This window comes from Escherichia sp. E2586 (assembly GCF_005781105.1).
GTDB lineage: Bacteria > Pseudomonadota > Gammaproteobacteria > Enterobacterales > Enterobacteriaceae > Escherichia.
Genome location: NZ_VATN01000041.1, coordinates 1 through 16325, shown reverse-complemented (window position 1 = coordinate 16325; position 16325 = coordinate 1). Strand labels below are relative to the sequence as shown.

Sequence of the window (16325 nt, the reverse complement as noted above, 5' to 3'; positions counted from 1 at the left end):
ATGAGTTGGAATAACCGTGTGGTCTGGAGTGAAGGACAATTTTTGCTGCCACAGATGTTTCAGCAGCAGGAACGCTATCTGGAACATATCATTCATTACCGCAGTTTGCCGCTTTCGCCTTTTTTCTGGGGCTTCAGTGAATACGGCATTGATAGTGAGGCGCTGAACATCGGAAAACTGGTACTCACGAAGGCTTCCGGAGTGTTTGCCGACGGTACGCCGTTTAATGCGCCGGGTCACACACCACTACCGCCGCCTCTGACCATCCTACCAGAGCACCTTAACCAGTTGATTTATCTGGCAGTGCCAATACGTACGCCGAACAGTGAAGAAACCAGCTTCGGCAATAACCCGGAATCACTGGCACGCTTTTCGGTGCATGAAAATGAAATCCGCGATGCCAACTCTCTGGGGCGCGGCGCACAACTGTTGCAACTTAGCCACCTGCGCCTGCGACTGTTGCCGGAAAAGGCGGTGACAGATGCGTGGATCGGTTTGCCCCTGACGCGCATTACGACGATACATCCTGATGGACGCATCGAGCTTGACAACGATCTGATCCCGCCGGTGGCAAATTACCAGGCAAGCACACTGATATGTACGTGGCTATCGTGGATCAACGATTTGATAAAAATGCGCGCAGATTCACTGGCGCAACGGTTGACGGGCAGCGATAAACACGGCCATGAGGCGGCAGAGGTATCGGATTACCTGCTTCTGCAAATTCTCAATCGTTTCGGCCCCTTACTGATTCATATGGCGAAAACGCCGCTGTCGCCGGAAGTGCTCTATCGGAACCTGTGTGAACTGGCTGGGGAACTCTCTACCTACGTGCGGCCACAGACGCGCCGTCCGGAAGAATATAAAGAATATAAGCACCTGACGCCCTATGCCGGGCTGAAATCGGTAGTGGATGAGGTGCAGTACCTGCTGAATGCTGTGCTGATCCGCGGAGCGCAGCGAATCACTCTGGAGGAGGGAACTTACGGTATTCTCAATGCGGTGGTTGAGCCTTCCGAACTGTCAGATTTCAGCTCATTAGTGTTGGCGGTGAAGGCGCATATGTCCGCAGACACCTTACTGCAACATTTTTCGGCCCAGACCAAAATAGGGCCGTCCGAACGCCTGCCGGAATTGATTCGCTCGCACCTGCCGGGTCTTGCTTTACAGGTATTGCCGGTGCCGCCGCGTCAGATCCCGTTCCAGGCTGGCTACATCTATTACGACATCCGCCGCGACAGTGTGCTGTGGGAACATATCGCCCGCTATGGCGGTATGGCGATGCACACCGCCGGAGAATTTCCGGGGCTGGAGTTGGAGTTGTGGGGAGTTCGCGATAAATGACCGACGAGATTCTGACGCCACCTGCGGTGAATACCCTGTCATTCCAGCCATCAGTGGGTGGCACAAAGTCGCCTGATAATGACATCCAGGACAGTCTTCGTGGGGAAGATATAAAGGTGGTGGTTGAAGATGGCCCGGATATGAAGCTTCGTCTGGCCGAAATTACTGCTGCCGTGAATCCTCTACTGGCAGCGGCCAGCCCGTTGCTATGCGCACTGGCGCAAATGCCCCGCGAACTTTCCCCTGGTTTTGTCGAACATTACCGTGTCCTACTGGAGCGTGAAGTTCGTAGATACCAGACGCTGTGTGATCAGGCAAACCTGCGGCGCGAACATGTGCTGGCGGTGCGCTATTGCCTGTGTACGTCGCTTGACGAAGCAGCCAACAACACCACCTGGGGGCGTCGTGGTGTTTGGGCTGGAAAAAGCCTGCTGGTTACTTTTCATGGCGAAAGTGAAGGCGGCATCAAGCTATTTCAGATAATTGGGCGTCTGGCCGCAAGTTTCCAGGAGCACAGCGATGTGCTGGAAATCATATACCACATTCTGGGGCTGGGTTTTGAAGGCCGCTACAGCGTTCGGCCCGACGGGCGTAAGCAACTGGACGATATCCGTCAGCAACTGTTGACCCAATTGGTCCAGCGCCGCGATCCGATAACGCCGACGCTCTCACCGGGGTTTACCGGTGCCGTCAGCGGACGGATGCGGCGGATGCGCCGGATGCCGGTCTGGCTGAGTGCAGGAATAGCTCTGTTGGTGATGCTGACGGTATTTGGCCTTTATAGCCACCGGATGGATCTCGCCACAGAAACCGTACAGCAACGTATCGACGCCATAGGTAAACACCTGCCGCCACCGCCCGTTCCGGTGCACAAACTGCGGCTGAAAATCCTGCTGGCGAACGAAATCGCGCGTGGCCTGCTAACGGTTGAGGAAGATGAGCACCACAGTCGGGTGGTATTCCGTGGCGACACGATGTTTGTACCGGGGCAGAAAACCGTGAATGACACGTTGCGCCCGGTGATTGATAAGGCCGCGCGGGAGATTGCGCGTGTGGGCGGTGCCGTGACGGTGACCGGACATACCGACAGCCAACCGATCCACTCCGCTGATTTCCCGTCCAACCAGGTGTTGTCGGAAAAACGTGCGGCAGAAGTAGCTTCGCTGCTGACATCTGGTGGCGTTCCGGCTAGCCGAATTCGGGGTGTCGGTAAAGGGGATACTATGCCGGTGGCTGATAATAGTACTAAAACTGGACGAGCGCAGAATCGCCGGGTGGAAATTCTGGTGGTGGAGTGAATTAATAATGGAAAAGCTAGAGTGTAATGCGTCTAACCATTCGCCAGTGTGGGGAGTAACAGAATTTATATTCTGGAAACTGGCGCCTAAAAAATGGGGGGGAGGCGTAGCATTTGGGCGTTATTTTAAAGATGGTTGGGTGAAGCATAACTGTCTTTTGATCAATGCAGCTGCAAATGCCTGGCATTTACCTGCCCCCTTACTTGCTGGAGTTTGTTGGATTGAAGTAGGGGGAGATCCTCAGATTATAGACACGCTGGCATTTGAATTTCGTGCTATGAGTTGGAGTGGGCCTGAATGGGTTGATGAACATATCACAATCGCTTCGAAACCAGAAAAAACTTCTTTTGGTGCGGTGAGTATGCAATTGCGAACTGCAGCCAGAACACTCGGGCTTGATGAGACTAAAATGGACAACTCTCAGTTGCGTGAGCTGGCAAATTGTCTCCAGCATGATGTGTTTAATATACAATTAGCTGCAAGACATCTTTATCAATTGGCTGAAAAAGATGGTTTTCAGGTATCCTTACCTCACCTGACAAAAGAACAAATAAGAATTATTGGAGCTCGTTATAATCGGGGTGTTTCCCTTAGTCTGGAAAAAATAAAGGAAGATACCAGCTATGGCGATTTTATTATAAATAACTGGTTACATTTCTCTAGTTTATTAATAACTATCTGGAAGTCTTCATGAGAAAAATAATTCAGATATCAGGGTGGTTATTATTTATTATGGGATTGGTCACTATCATGCTTTTTTCCGGGAGTGAGTACCAGTGGATGCAGGATATGGACCCTTCAATAACAGCATTACCTCAGGGAAATGGAAATAGAGATGTAATCAGAAAATTAATTTATTCTATTTCAGTGGCTATTCAGATTGTTCTTTATTTTCTTTCAGTATCGCGTACAGGAAAGGGGGTTTCAGCCCTGGGCATTTTGCTATTACTGATTATCGCATGGAGTTCTGAACAATAATGCAAAAATTTCTCAGTATGCTGTTTTCTCGCCGCGCGCTGGCCATTGTTGGCGTGGTGATGCTGGCGTTGCTGATCTGGTTTATTGGGCCGCTGGTGGCGTTTGACACCCTGCATCCGCTCGCGTCCGTGGGAAGTCGGGTAGTCACCATCGTTCTGTTACTGATGTTCCTCGCACTGTGGCTGGTTAACTGGTCTATGAGCATCATTGGCATTACGGTTCTGTGCCTGGTTATCGGCTTTGTCTCACCGTTGCTGGCCTTCGGTGATGTTCATCCATTTGCGCCGCTGTGGCTGCGTCTGACGCTTATCGGCCTGATCCTTCTGTCTTATGCGCTGTATGGCCTGTACCGGCTGTGGCGAGCGCTGCGTCTGGATGAACAACTGCTACGCCGTTTCCTGCATCCGCGTGGGGAAGACGTACCTGTGGCAGGGGAAATTAAAGCCGACCTGCGTACCGTCAGCCATATTGTCACTCGCGCCATCCGGCAACTGAAACAACTGCGCGTAGACCTGCCCGGCTGGCGTAAAGTCATGGAAGGAAAGCGTTTTCTGTACGAGCTGCCGTGGTTTATGGTTATCGGCAGCCCCGGCGATGGTAAAACCACCGCGCTGCTTAACACCGGGCTACAGTTTCCGCTGGCGGAGCAGATGGAGCAGACCGCGCATATCCTCACCGTGCCGGGCGGCGGCACGCTGCACTGCGACTGGTGGTTTACCAACGAGGCGGTGCTTATCGACACCGCCGGGCGCTATGCCCGCCACGATGATGGCGGTGAAATCAGTGCAACCCAGCGCAACGCAGGGGAATGGCAGGGCTTTCTGGGGCTGCTGCGCAAACACCGTCCTGGAGCGCCGCTGAACGGCGTTATCCTGACGCTAAACGTGGCGGATCTGACCGCGCAGTCCCCGGCGGAACGACTGGCTGCCTGTGCGGCTCTGCGTGCGCGGCTGGCTGAACTGCGTGAGACGCTGGGTATTCGTTTCCCGGTTTATCTGGTTGTCACTAAGATGGATCTGCTGCCGGGCTTTACGGAGTATTTCCGTGGGCTGACCAGTCACCTGCGCGCCCAGGTTTGGGGCTTCACCCTGCCATACAGCCGCAGGCGTCACGCCAGCGATCCGCAGTCGTTGCATGCGCTCTGTGGCCAGGAACTGGCAAATCTGACGCTGCGGCTGGATCAGGGGCTGGATACCCGGTTGCAGGAAGAGTACGACCTTAAAAGCCGTCAACGGCTCTACCGCTTTCCGCGCGAATTTTCCGCGCTGGGCGCGCCGCTGCTGGAAGCCATTGAACAAATTTTTCTCGATTCAAAATTTGACGCCACCCAGCTTAACAACACCCTACGCGGCGTATTTTTTACCAGCGCCGCACAGGCGCAGGCAGACGCGGTGGCCGATCAGACGGGCATCTGGCAGCGCTTTGTCCGGGCGATCAAAGGGAAAGTGGAGTCACCTTCTCATACCTTACCGGACGGCAACCGCAGCTATTTTCTGCATGATCTACTGACCCAGTTTATCTTCCGTGAAGCACACCTGGTGGAGCCGAATCTTCAATGGGCCTGGCGTTATCGCCTGCTGCGTACTGGCGGGCATCTGCTGGTACTAGCGTTGGCTTTCTGGTTGTGGCAGGGAATGCAGGGCAGCCAGCAGGGTAACAGCGGCTATCTGAATGAAATCGCCAGCAGGACGGTCCAACTGGATGGTGACGTCAAAGCCTATACCGGAAAACCTGCTATGCAGCCTGTCCCAGTCCTGTTGAACCAGGCGCGGGCGCTCTCTGCCTGGCCGGGGCTGGACCCGGACTCACCGCCGTTGGTCTGGCGTTATGGTCTTTACAGCGTTCCGCCAGTGATGGAGAGCGTGGCATCCTTGTATGACCGCCTGCTGGACCAACTCCTGTTGCCGCCACTGGTGAAGCGCATGGAATATGTGCTTTCAGATGCCATTGCTCGTCAGGACAGCAAAGCCGCGTATGACGCTCTGCATGTTTATCTGCTGCTGAATCTTGATAAAGACCACGAGGACAAATACAACGCAGCGGAGATCCACACCTGGGTACTGAACGATCTGGAAAACCGCGATAGCGTGGCGGAGTTCGGCGGCCGTGCAGGGGTGCTGGAACATATCGACGCCCTGTTTGACGGCAGCCGCGTGGTGCATTCGCCTTATGACAAAGATGAGGGACTGATCCGCATGGCGCGGGCTTTCCTTGACGGTCATACCAGCACCGAGCGTATCTATACTCGAGCCCTGGCTTCCATGGAGAGCGAAGCACCGCAGGAGTTTTCGCTGGTTCGCGCGGTGGGCGCGGATGCGGGGACGGTTTTTGTCCGCACGGATGGCGCGCCGCTGGATAGGGGCGTGCCCGGCATCTTTACTCGCGAAGGCTACCGGGAACTGTTCGACAAACGGCTGTCGGAGTTTGTCGCCTCCGCATCAGCGGACGACGCTTGGGTAATGGGCCGGGAAAACGCGCAAAAAAAAACGACTGATATTGTGATGAGCCAGTTGCCGGGGCAGGAACTCCCTGTTACCCGTGAGGTACGCCGCCTGTACCTGGCTGAATATGCCCGCCACTGGCAGGATTTTCTGGCTAGTATTCACAGCATCAACAGTGCCGGCGAAGACAGTAGTCCCGGACTGGCGTATGACCTTCAGGTGCTTCGCACACTGGCCTCGCCTGACTCACCTCTGATGCGCCTGAGTAAAGCGGTGGTGGAGCAGACCACGCTGGTACCGCCGCTGGATGCGCAGGCCAGACAAAAACAGATGGCCCAGCGCGCGCAGGACCGGCTCTCCGGTAATGCGGGAAAAGCAGTGCAGACGGCAAAGCTGTTGCAGGATATCCACCCGGAAGAGCGGCTGGAAAAATCGCTGGTGGATGACCGTTTCGCCGCTCTGCGAGAAGTGGTTTCCGGGCGGACGGACAGTGGACAGGGGGGCGGGGCGCCGCAGTTAAATTCGCTGCTGACGATGCTCAATGAGTATTACACCCAGCTCACTATCGCCGACAGTGCATTGGCCGCGAGCACATTACCGGGCCGCATTTCGGCGGCGGAGAAACTACAACTGGAAGCGGCAAAACTGCCCGCACCGCTGAAAAATATTCTGCTGGAGCTCACGCAGCAGGGAACGCGAAAGATCAACGCCGGCACCGGTGAAGTGCTGAACGCGCAGATGGAAGCGGTGATCGGCGATGAGTGCCGTGATGCCATTGACGGGCGCTACCCCTTCACCGACAGCCCGCAGGAAGTCAGCGCGGACGATTTTAACCGTATCTTTGCTAGCGGCGGTGTGCTGGATGCCTTCTGGACGAAGCAACTGGCCCCGCTGGCGGATACCGCCAGCAACCCGTGGCGCTACAAACCGACCGAAGGCAACATGACCTTACAGGGACCGGACCTGATGCCATTTCAGGAGGCGAAACAGATCCGCAGCGTTTTTTTTAATGGGGAAGGCGGGAAAAAGTTTTCCTGGGCGATGCAGGTCCGCGTCGTGGATATGGACCCTGCAATCACTGAACTGGTGATTGATATCGACGGCCAGGTGCTGCGTTACGCTCATGGCCCGGTCAGGCCGCTAAAAGTGAACTGGCCGGGGCCGCGCAACGGCTCAATGGCAGAAATCACCGCCAGCCCGCGCATTCGCCAGGACACCTCAACGCTACTGACTAATGGACCGTGGGCGCTGTTTCACCTGCTGGATGCGGGTAAGTCGCAGGAGACGGCGGTACGGGGAACACAGCAGGTGGAGTATAACTTCGACGGGCGGCGGGTGGTGCTGGAAATCACCGCCGGACGGGATTTTGACCCGGTGGATCGCGAGCTGCTGCAAAACTTCAGTTGCCCTACGAGGATTCTCTGATGCGCCGTGCTACGGCAGTATCGGCTCCGGCGATGTTTGGCAGACTACCGGATCAGCGGGACTATGTACGCTGGCGGGTGAGTGCGAACGAAGGGCAGGTGTGGCAGGCGTGGCTGAACCAGCAGACGTGGCTGGGGCAGGGGCGGCATATTGTTCTGCCGGAAGGAACGGATGATGCGAAGGCCGGAATAAATGACGGTTGGATGCACCTGTCACCGCGTGAGAAAACGGCGCTGCCGGAACACCACCCATTGCCGTGGAGTTTTGTTCTGTCGCCGGGATTTTTATCCATTGGCGGGCGTGATGAGTGGCTGACCGGAGTATTGACCGCATCGCGAGACAGTACGGGCAGACCGTGGCCGCTGGTGATTTACCAGCGTGCCGGGCGAGAATGGCTGGAAGAGAGCCTGGATGACACGCAGGGCTGGCTGTACTGGCTGGCGCAGTTGACGGCAGCTCATGTCTCACCACAGACAGAACGCTGCGGGCGACTGGCGGAGCAGACCGACCAGTTGTGGGTGCTATGGCGACCGGGGCCGCGCTGGGCACAGTGGTTGCGCGGCTTGCAACGTGTACCGCAGCGCAGTCGGGAACTGACCGACCTGCCGGACGCGCCGGTAGTGGAGCTGCCCGGTGTGCGTCATCTGCCATGGCCGGGCTGGCCGGACAAAATGCTTGCGCAGGCACAGCAAGGACAGGGCTGGTTCTGGCAGCAGAACAGCGAAGGGCGGTATGTGGATGCGCTGCGGCTGGATATCCGGCAGCATTAAAAATAATCAGATGAGGAGTGAATCATTGGTTCTTATGATAAAGCCTGTAATAACGCTGGTGCAGTAAGGTTTGTACAGCAATATCTGAAAGAATGTGAATTAATCGCTAAACAACTTGATGTTCCCGTAGAAAATACCCTGGGGCTTGCCGCAAAGGAGTCCTTTTACGGGCAGGGTCGAATCGCGACAGAATACAATAACTACTTTTCCATGCATGGTCCGGCTCCTTTACCGTCAGGACAGGTTCACCCGCTGGGGAGTAATCAAGTGTGGGTTGCCACTTATACCTCTTTTTCAACTAGCGGAAAGTCCTTTGCAATCCGATTTGGTAATGCGGTCAGAAATAAAAAATCTCCGGAGCAATTTGCGCAGGCATTGATTGATTCTGGTTTTAATTCAGGTAAAAACAGTAATGGCGGCCATACCGGTTATGCTAGTGAGTTAGTGGGGGTGATTAATATGGTTAAGCGGAGAATAACATGTCCTGTAAATTAATATCAGTATTGCTTTTCATGGTCGTGTCCGTGAATTGTTGTGCTGAAATGCTTATCAGGAATGTGCCGCGGTTTGATCTAACGAATGTTAACCAGTCAGGTCTTACTGAAACACAGGCGCAGGCATTATTGGTTTTTTCACTAAAAAATGAAAAATATAATGTGGAATTGTCTGGGGTTTTTCTTGACGGTTCTCTGAAAGATAAAAAAGGTAACCTGTTTCATCCTGGGTATTTTAGTTTTGGGGTAGGTTATGATTCTCCTTCCGCCGGTGCGACAGATGTGTGGGGACTATTTTCAGTTAGCCCTGTAACTGGTGATATATGGGAAGAGTATTCATGCAGGAGAATCTCATTTCCCGCGCTGCAAAAAATACAAAAAGGAATAATGAAAAAAACCGGAGCAACGTTTGCCAGTGAAGTGGTTCAGCGCCGGGGGCTGGGTTGTACGGATGAGTAGTACATGTCATGGAATTGCCTGCCGTGACCGTGCTGGCTAGCAAAAATGTTAACGCAGGCGCAGCAGGGGCATGGATGGTTCTGGCAGCAGAACAGCAAGGGGCGGTATGTGGATGCTTTGCGACTGGAGAAAAAATAATGTGCCCACGAATGCTGAGAATAGCTATACAAAAATATGACGATAAACGTGCAGATGGGGAAACAAATATACCCATGAACTTCAAGTTGATTGCTATCTGTTTACTTCAGGCTACTCTTGGTCCCATCTGCGTTGGTGGGTAAGCAAGCATCTTCAGGTTTATTGGATATATAGCAATATAAGGAGGTGAACATGGGTAACTCTCAGGATGAGGCTATTCAGCAGGCATACGATGCTTATGACGACTTAATGCTGGATAAACGATATATCAGGGACAATGATGCCTGGGGAGATTTAAAAATTGACCGTGAAAATGGTGCAATCTCATTGTTGCTCAGATGGAAATATAATTGGATAAAAAGATGGGATGCAAAAACTGATTGGACAGATATGGAGAAAAATGCCTTTCATGGGAAAGTTATTTTTGTCATTAATCAAACATGGAATAATAAGATTTTTTTATCCGTTTCTGGGAAGTCTGAGTTTGTCAGTAAGTTTAATGGTAAGGATTTATCTTTCACAATAGAAATAATTCAGACTGATCGGCATGGGTATTGGGATGTGGTGGTGTTTAAAATTGATAATGATGATCCAAATAGTTTTCGTCAGAGTTCCATTGTCTGGAATAGTCGATACGTTGAACTTGACTCTAAAGATATAGTTGCAGCAGCTAAATGCCTTGGTTCATCAAAAATTTGCCATGAGTAAATAGGGCTGTCTCACGAGCTTGGGCATATTATTGGATATCTTACTGATGAATACTATAGTGATGATGCAGATAAAGCAACTACACCATTCTCTGGGGACGCCAGTGCGTTAATGAATATTGGTATGGAACTGCGCTCTCGTTATATGGGAAATGTCATTGAGCGGTTAAATAGAATGGTTCCGGGTTCTAATTTTTTTGTGAAAAGCGTAAAAAAATGAAACTAATATACGCTGTGATTATTTTTTTGATAGTGGGTGGGGCGAAAAATAGCATGCCTGATATTCCTGTACATGCTTATCTGAATGCGAGTGGTGTGTATAATAGAGTTGAAGAGAATGTTCTATTAAATAACTATGGTCAGCCAGCGTATGAATTTATAAAGCCTCGTTATAAACTTGTAGGCGAATATTATATAGAAATTGAAAGTACCTATCGCTCAACAAATCCTGAATTCAGAAATATCCCCATCAAAGAAATGTTTTGGCATTTGCGGGGGGATTTAAATCTGACATGTTTTTTTCATTATAAAGATGGACAGTGGCGGGTTATTTCTTATTTTTTCTGGCAGCCGGGCGCTAAATTCTAATCCGATATTAAAGGAATAAATATCATGAGTTTTGTATCTACGGGTAATAAATCTGGCAGTAACGGTGGGCCAGCTATCTCCACGCCACTTATAGCCAGAGAAAGTGGTGGTATAAGCCCTGGTTCAGCCGCAACCGATGTAGCTGATGCAGCCGAGCAGATGGCAGAACAGGCCGCGGCGGACCTGTTTGGTGCGTTGCCGGAACCGTCAGGTCTGGTTAAAGCCGCAGTAGCTGCTGCTCAGGCTGCCGCTGCAGCAGCAGGGATATCGGATATGGCTGGTGCAGTTCAGGATGCGGCGGCGTCGATTGCAGCCGGTGGTCCGGGCGCGCATAACGTCACAGTAAGTGGTAGTGCGGTGCCGCCGCAGATGCTTTTGTTTGCAGGCATGAATGGTTCGGAAGGGCTTGGGAATCTGTTTTCCTACACAGTACAGCTTAAAACGCCGGACGCCCTGAACCTGGGGTACGTTTCCCCCGCTGCTAACCTGCCGCTTCAGCCCATGGTGGGCAAAGACCTGTGCATCAGTATCGAACTGGACGGTGGCGGAAAACGGTATATCAGCGGGCTGGTGACGGCGGCGAGGGTGGTCGGCCATGAGGGCCGTTCGGTAACGTATGAATTACGCATTGAGCCGTGGCTGAAGCTGCTGACCCACACCAGCGACTACAAAGCGTTCCAGAATAAAACCGTGGTGGATATTCTCGATGAAGTACTGGATGAATATTCTTTTCCGGTGGAAAAGCGGCTGGTGGAAAATTATCCACCCCGCGCCTGGCAGGTGCAGTATGGTGAAACCGACTTCGATTTCATCCAGCGCCTGATGCAGGAATGGGGGATTTACTGGTGGTTTGAGCACAGCGAGAACAGCCACACGCTGGTGCTGGCGGATGCCATCAATGGTCATAAAGCGTGCCCTGACTCGCCGCTGGTGGAGTGGCACCAGGAAGGGCTGAAACTGGATAAGGAATTTATCCACACCATTACGGCCAGTGAGAGGCTGCGTACTGGAAAGTGGGTGATGGACGATTTTGATTTTATGAAGCCTCGTTCGCTGCTTAAAAGTACCGTGGCCAGTCCGCGTGATACCGGTCATGCTGAATACGAGCATTACGAATGGCCTGGTGATTACTTCACTACGGGCGAAGGCGAGATGCTGACGCGCATTCGTATGGAAGCGCAGCGCAGCCCAGGCAGCCGGGCACATGGGGCCGGTCATATCCGTACCCTCATGACCGGGTACACCTTTACATTGATGAATCACCCGACGGCAGAAATTAATCAGGAATACCTGCTGGTACAGACCACGCTGTTTTTACGGGATAATGCGCAGCACAGCGGTCAGGATCAGCATTTTACCTATGTCACCACGTTTGAACTGCACCCCACCAGCGAAGTTTACCGCCCACAACGAACCCTGAGCAAACCCCACACCAAAGGCCCGCAGAGCGCCATTGTCACCGGCCCGGCGGGGCAGGAAATCTGGACGGATAAATATGGCCGGGTGAAGCTGCAGTTTGGTTGGGATCGTTACGGTAACAATGACGAAAACAGCTCCTGCTGGGTCCGTGTCAGCTATCCGTGGGCAGGGAAAGGATTTGGCATGATCCAGATCCCGCGTATTGGCCAGGAAGTACTGGTGGATTTCAAAAACGGCGATCCGGATTTGCCCATCATCGTGGGGCGCACCTATAACCAGGACACCATGCCGCCGTGGGGGCTGCCGGGCATGGCGTCGCAGAGTGGGATATTCAGCCACTCATTGCAGGGAGGGCCGACTAACGGAAATATGCTGCGCTTTGACGATAAAACTGGTGCGGAAGAAGTGAAGTTCCACGCGGAAAAAGACCTGAATACTACGGTAAAAAACAATGAAACCCACACGATCATGGTCGATCGCACAAAAACCATTGTCAAAAATGAAACCATCAGCGTGGGAGAAGACCGTAATGCCACCATCACAAAAAATGATGGTCTTTCCGTCAAACTGGCTCAAACCATCAATGTCGGAACGACATATCGTCTGGATGTTGGCGATCAATTTACCCTTCGTTGCGGCAATGCAGCGCTTGTATTACACAAGGATGGCTCGATTGAGTTTTGCGGAAAACAACTTTTACTGCACACCAGCGATGTTATGCAACTCATTGGCAGTGGCATTGATATGAACCCGGATGGCGGAAAAGCCATTACTGCGGATGATATTGCCCCGTTATCCACTCCGGATGCTTCTGAATAAAAAATAATAAAAGGATTTTATCTATGACCAGCCTTTACCGTATTCAGGAGGGCAGCTTTGCCCTGCCTGAAATTTTTCTTGATCGCACCGTCAATATCTTCGTCCCGTCGGGCAATGAGAGGGCAACTCCCAGTCTGAATATTTCCCGCGATACGCTCAGGCCAGATGAAAATCTGACCACCTATATTGACCGCCAGATAGCCTTGATGAAAAAAAACCTGGGCCAGCACCGGGTACTTTCGCGGGGAACGGCACTGGCGGGAACTGGCGAAGCTGCCATGACAGGTGAACAGATTCTCGCAACTCATCGTTCTGGAAAAACAGAAGTGTACCAGCGTCAAGCCGGGTTTATCACCGGGCCAGCAAAGGTACTGGTGTTGACGCTGACCAGTCAGCGTCCTTTTGATGAGCATACCGACCAGCTATGGACTGCATGGTTGACCAGTTTTCAGCCTGCTAAAAGCTAAAAAAACAGGGAGGTTTTGTCATGTATGAAGCCGCACGGGTGGATGATCCCATCTACCACACCAGCGCCCTTGCCGGGTTTTTGATAGGGGCCATCATAGGTATCGCCATTATTGCCGTCGCCAGCTTTGCTTTTGTTACCTGCGGCTTTTTGGCTGGGCTGATTTTGAGTTTTCTGGCTGATCAGATAGCTTCCGGAGTCCTGCAACTGGGAGAAGCCATCGGGCGCTCGATACATTCCACAGTGGGAAAAATTCTGACCGGTTCTGATAATGTCAGCACCAACAGTCGCCCGGCCGCCCGCGCCGTACTGAGTACGGTGATATGCGAAGACCATTCCCCGGAAATCCGCATTGCCCAGGGTTCCGGCAACATCTACATCAACAGCCAGCCAGCTGCCCGCAAGGATGACCACACTGAGTGTGATGCAGTGATTGAGGACGGCTCCCCCAATGTCTTTCTCGGCGGTGGTACACAAACGGTACTGGAAATCAGCCCGGAAATCCCTGACTGGCTGCGTCAGGTGGTGGATGTGCTGTATGTGGTCGCCGGAATGCTTGGCGGACTTGCCGGAGCCGCACGCCAGGCGGCAAAGATGGGGTCGAAATTTGGCACAAAATGCGCGGCCAAATTTATTGGCGGCGAAATTACCGGGATGGCCGTTTCCGAGGTCGCTATGGGGTTGTTCAGTAACCCGGTGGATGTCACTACAGGGCAAAAAATTCTGCTGCCGGAAACGGATTTCACCCTGCTGGGTCGTCTGCCTGTTACCTGTTCGCGCTTTTATGCCAGCCACCTGGAAACTGAAGGATTGCTGGGCAGAGGATGGCGGCTGAACTGGGAAATAACCCTGCGAGCTGATGAGGAACATATCACTCTGATTGGCGGACAAGGTCGGGAGTTAAGTTATCCGAAAGCGATGCTGACACCGGGTCACCAGATATTTGACCCCGAAGAGCAGTTTTACCTTAGCCGCCTGCATGACGGACGCTATGTGCTGCATTACACCGATCGCAGCTACTACGTGTTTGATGAGTTTGATGACCATGGCGTCGCGCCGTTACTTTTTATGGAAACACCATACCGGCAGCGAATTGCTTTCGGGCGTGAGAACGGCAGGCTGGTGCGGGTGGCTTCCAGCAGCGGGCACCATCTGTTACTGCACCGTACAATGACACCGGCGGGGGAAAGACTTTCGCATATTGAACTGGTGAAAGGCGGGCGTCCCGGTAGCCTGGTGGAATATCGCTACGACGATAACGGGCAACTGACTGGCGTGGTGAACGGGGCTGGTGTGACGGTGCGCCAGTTTGCCTATGAAAATGGCCTGATGACAGAGCACCGCAACGCGACGGGCTTTACCTGTACCTACCGCTGGGAAGAGATTGAGGGGGGTCCCAGGGTGGTGGAGCACTCAACCAGCGACGGTGAGGATTACCGGTTCCACTATGATTTTGCTGGTGGGCAGACGGTGGTAACTGGCAGGCCGGAGCAGAAGTGGCAGTGGTGGTTTGATGAAGATACGTATGTGACTGCTCACCGGACGCCGGGCGGCGGAATGTACCGCTTCAGGTACAACGAAAACCATTTTCCCGTAGAGGTGGAACTCCCCGGCGAACGCAGGGTAACGCTGGAATACGATACCCTGAGCCGGGTGGTGAAAGAGACGGACGCGGCAGGGCGGGTGACACAGACGCAGTGGAACGGCAGTTTTGCTGAAATCACGCGCCGGGCACTGGATGACGACCACGTATGGAAGGCGGATTACAACGAACACGGTCAGGTGATACGGGAGACAGACCCGGAAGGACGCGTCACGCGCTACGGGTATGATGAACAGGGGCTGGCGGTCAGCCGCACGGATGCGCGGGGCGGCGAGGTTGCGCTGGCGCGCGATGCGCGCGGTCAACTGACGCGTTACACCGACTGTTCGGGGCGCGCCACGGGTTATGAATACGATGAAGACGGCAATCTGACGGCGGTGACGGACGCGGAAGGGAAAACGGTACGCATCAGCTATAACCGTCTGGGGCTGCCGGAGACGGTCAGCCACCCCGGTAAACAGCAGGACCGTTACACCTGGAACGCGCTGGGGTTACTGAGCAGCCACCGTCGCATCACGGGCAGCGTACAGTCCTGGCAGTATACGCCGCGCGGGCTGCTGGCGCTCCATACGGATGAAGAGAAACGGGAGACGCGCTGGCATTATACCGCGGAGGGATGGATTGCCAGCCTGAGCAACGGCAACGGGGCGCTTTACCGGTTCAGCTACGACGGCGACGGACGGCTGACGGGAGAACAGCGCCCGGACGGCCTGATACGGATGTTTGCGCTGAATGCGGGCGGATTTCCGGTCATCATCCAGACGCAGGGCACAGAAGGCGGGATGCGTAATGAGCGGCAGGAGCGTGATGAGCTGGGCCGCCTGTTGCGCAGTGACACGCAGCACAGTACACGGACCTTCAGCTACAACCGTCTTGACCAGATAACGGAAGTGACGCTCACCCCCACGGAAGAAGGGGAACGGCTGCACCACATGCAGGCGGACAGGGTGCGCTTTGATTATGACCGCAGCGGGTGGCTGACGGCAGAGCACAGCGTGCACGGCAGCATAAAGTACCGGCGTGACGCGCTGGGCAATCCCACCGACATTACCCTGCCGGACGGGCAGCACCTCAGTCATCTTTACTACGGCAGCGGGCATCTGCTCCAGACGGCACTGGACGGTATCACGGTCAGTGAATATGAGCGTGACAGCCTGCACCGTCAGGTGATGCGCACGCAGGGGAAACTGGCGACGTTCAGCGGCTACAACGCCGACAACCGGTTAAGCTGGCAGCGCAGCCTGCCAGGCGGCAGCCAGAATCCGCAGCAGACCGGTAACCCCCCGGCGCAGAACGACAGCGTGACGGCGCGGGACTATATCTGGAATGCGGACGGTGAAGTTGGCGGCATCAATGACAAACTGCGCGGTTGCCTG

At 53.7% G+C, this 16325-nt stretch carries 13 protein-coding genes and 1 pseudogene; all 14 read left to right on the top strand.

The window, feature by feature from the left end; genetic code table 11:
- Positions 1–1344, top strand: a complete 1344-nt coding sequence (gene tssK / locus FEK50_RS23340) for a type VI secretion system baseplate subunit TssK (protein WP_131162124.1) — start codon at positions 1–3, stop codon at positions 1342–1344.
- Positions 1341–2642, top strand: a complete 1302-nt coding sequence (gene tssL, locus FEK50_RS23335; protein ID WP_131162125.1) for a type VI secretion system protein TssL, long form — start codon at positions 1341–1343, stop codon at positions 2640–2642. Before tssK ends, tssL begins: the two co-directional genes overlap by 4 nt.
- 7 nt (positions 2643–2649) lie before the next feature.
- Positions 2650–3336, top strand: a complete 687-nt coding sequence (locus FEK50_RS23330; protein WP_131162126.1) for a hypothetical protein — start codon at positions 2650–2652, stop codon at positions 3334–3336.
- Complete coding sequence (locus tag FEK50_RS23325; protein WP_130209721.1) at positions 3333–3620, top strand: hypothetical protein; 288 nt, start codon at positions 3333–3335, stop codon at positions 3618–3620. Before FEK50_RS23330 ends, FEK50_RS23325 begins: the two co-directional genes overlap by 4 nt.
- A complete protein-coding gene (gene tssM, locus FEK50_RS23320) occupies positions 3620–7486 on the top strand; it encodes a type VI secretion system membrane subunit TssM (protein ID WP_131162127.1) in 3867 nt (1288 codons plus the stop codon). Before FEK50_RS23325 ends, tssM begins: the two co-directional genes overlap by 1 nt.
- Positions 7486–8256: a TagF domain-containing protein gene (locus FEK50_RS23315; RefSeq protein ID WP_131162128.1), complete on the top strand. Its 771-nt coding sequence runs from the start codon at positions 7486–7488 to the stop codon at positions 8254–8256. The genes tssM and FEK50_RS23315 overlap by 1 nt, the downstream gene beginning before the upstream one ends.
- A 21-nt stretch (positions 8257–8277) precedes the next feature.
- Positions 8278–8751 carry a glucosaminidase domain-containing protein gene (locus FEK50_RS23310; RefSeq protein WP_346763856.1) on the top strand — a complete coding sequence of 158 codons (474 nt, stop codon included), beginning with the start codon at positions 8278–8280 and terminating at the stop codon, positions 8749–8751.
- Positions 8736–9209: a hypothetical protein gene (locus FEK50_RS23305; RefSeq protein WP_131162130.1), complete on the top strand. Its 474-nt coding sequence runs from the start codon at positions 8736–8738 to the stop codon at positions 9207–9209. Before FEK50_RS23310 ends, FEK50_RS23305 begins: the two co-directional genes overlap by 16 nt.
- A gap of 42 nt (positions 9210–9251) precedes the next feature.
- Positions 9252–9347, top strand: a pseudogene (locus FEK50_RS24650) (cytoplasmic protein); the annotation flags it as partial.
- Between the two features lie 192 nt (positions 9348–9539).
- Complete coding sequence (locus FEK50_RS23295) at positions 9540–10055, top strand: hypothetical protein (RefSeq protein ID WP_240780275.1); 516 nt, start codon at positions 9540–9542, stop codon at positions 10053–10055.
- A gap of 215 nt (positions 10056–10270) precedes the next feature.
- Positions 10271–10642 carry a hypothetical protein gene (locus FEK50_RS23290; protein ID WP_131162131.1) on the top strand — a complete coding sequence of 124 codons (372 nt, stop codon included), beginning with the start codon at positions 10271–10273 and terminating at the stop codon, positions 10640–10642.
- Between the two features lie 24 nt (positions 10643–10666).
- Positions 10667–12880: a type VI secretion system tip protein TssI/VgrG gene (gene tssI, locus FEK50_RS23285; protein WP_131162132.1), complete on the top strand. Its 2214-nt coding sequence runs from the start codon at positions 10667–10669 to the stop codon at positions 12878–12880.
- Positions 12881–12903: 23 nt separating this feature from the next.
- Complete coding sequence (locus FEK50_RS23280; protein ID WP_131162133.1) at positions 12904–13347, top strand: DcrB-related protein; 444 nt, start codon at positions 12904–12906, stop codon at positions 13345–13347.
- Between the two features lie 20 nt (positions 13348–13367).
- Positions 13368–16325, top strand: a 2958-nt coding sequence (locus FEK50_RS23275) for a DUF6531 domain-containing protein (protein WP_138211686.1), incomplete at its 3' end; no start/stop codon positions are given.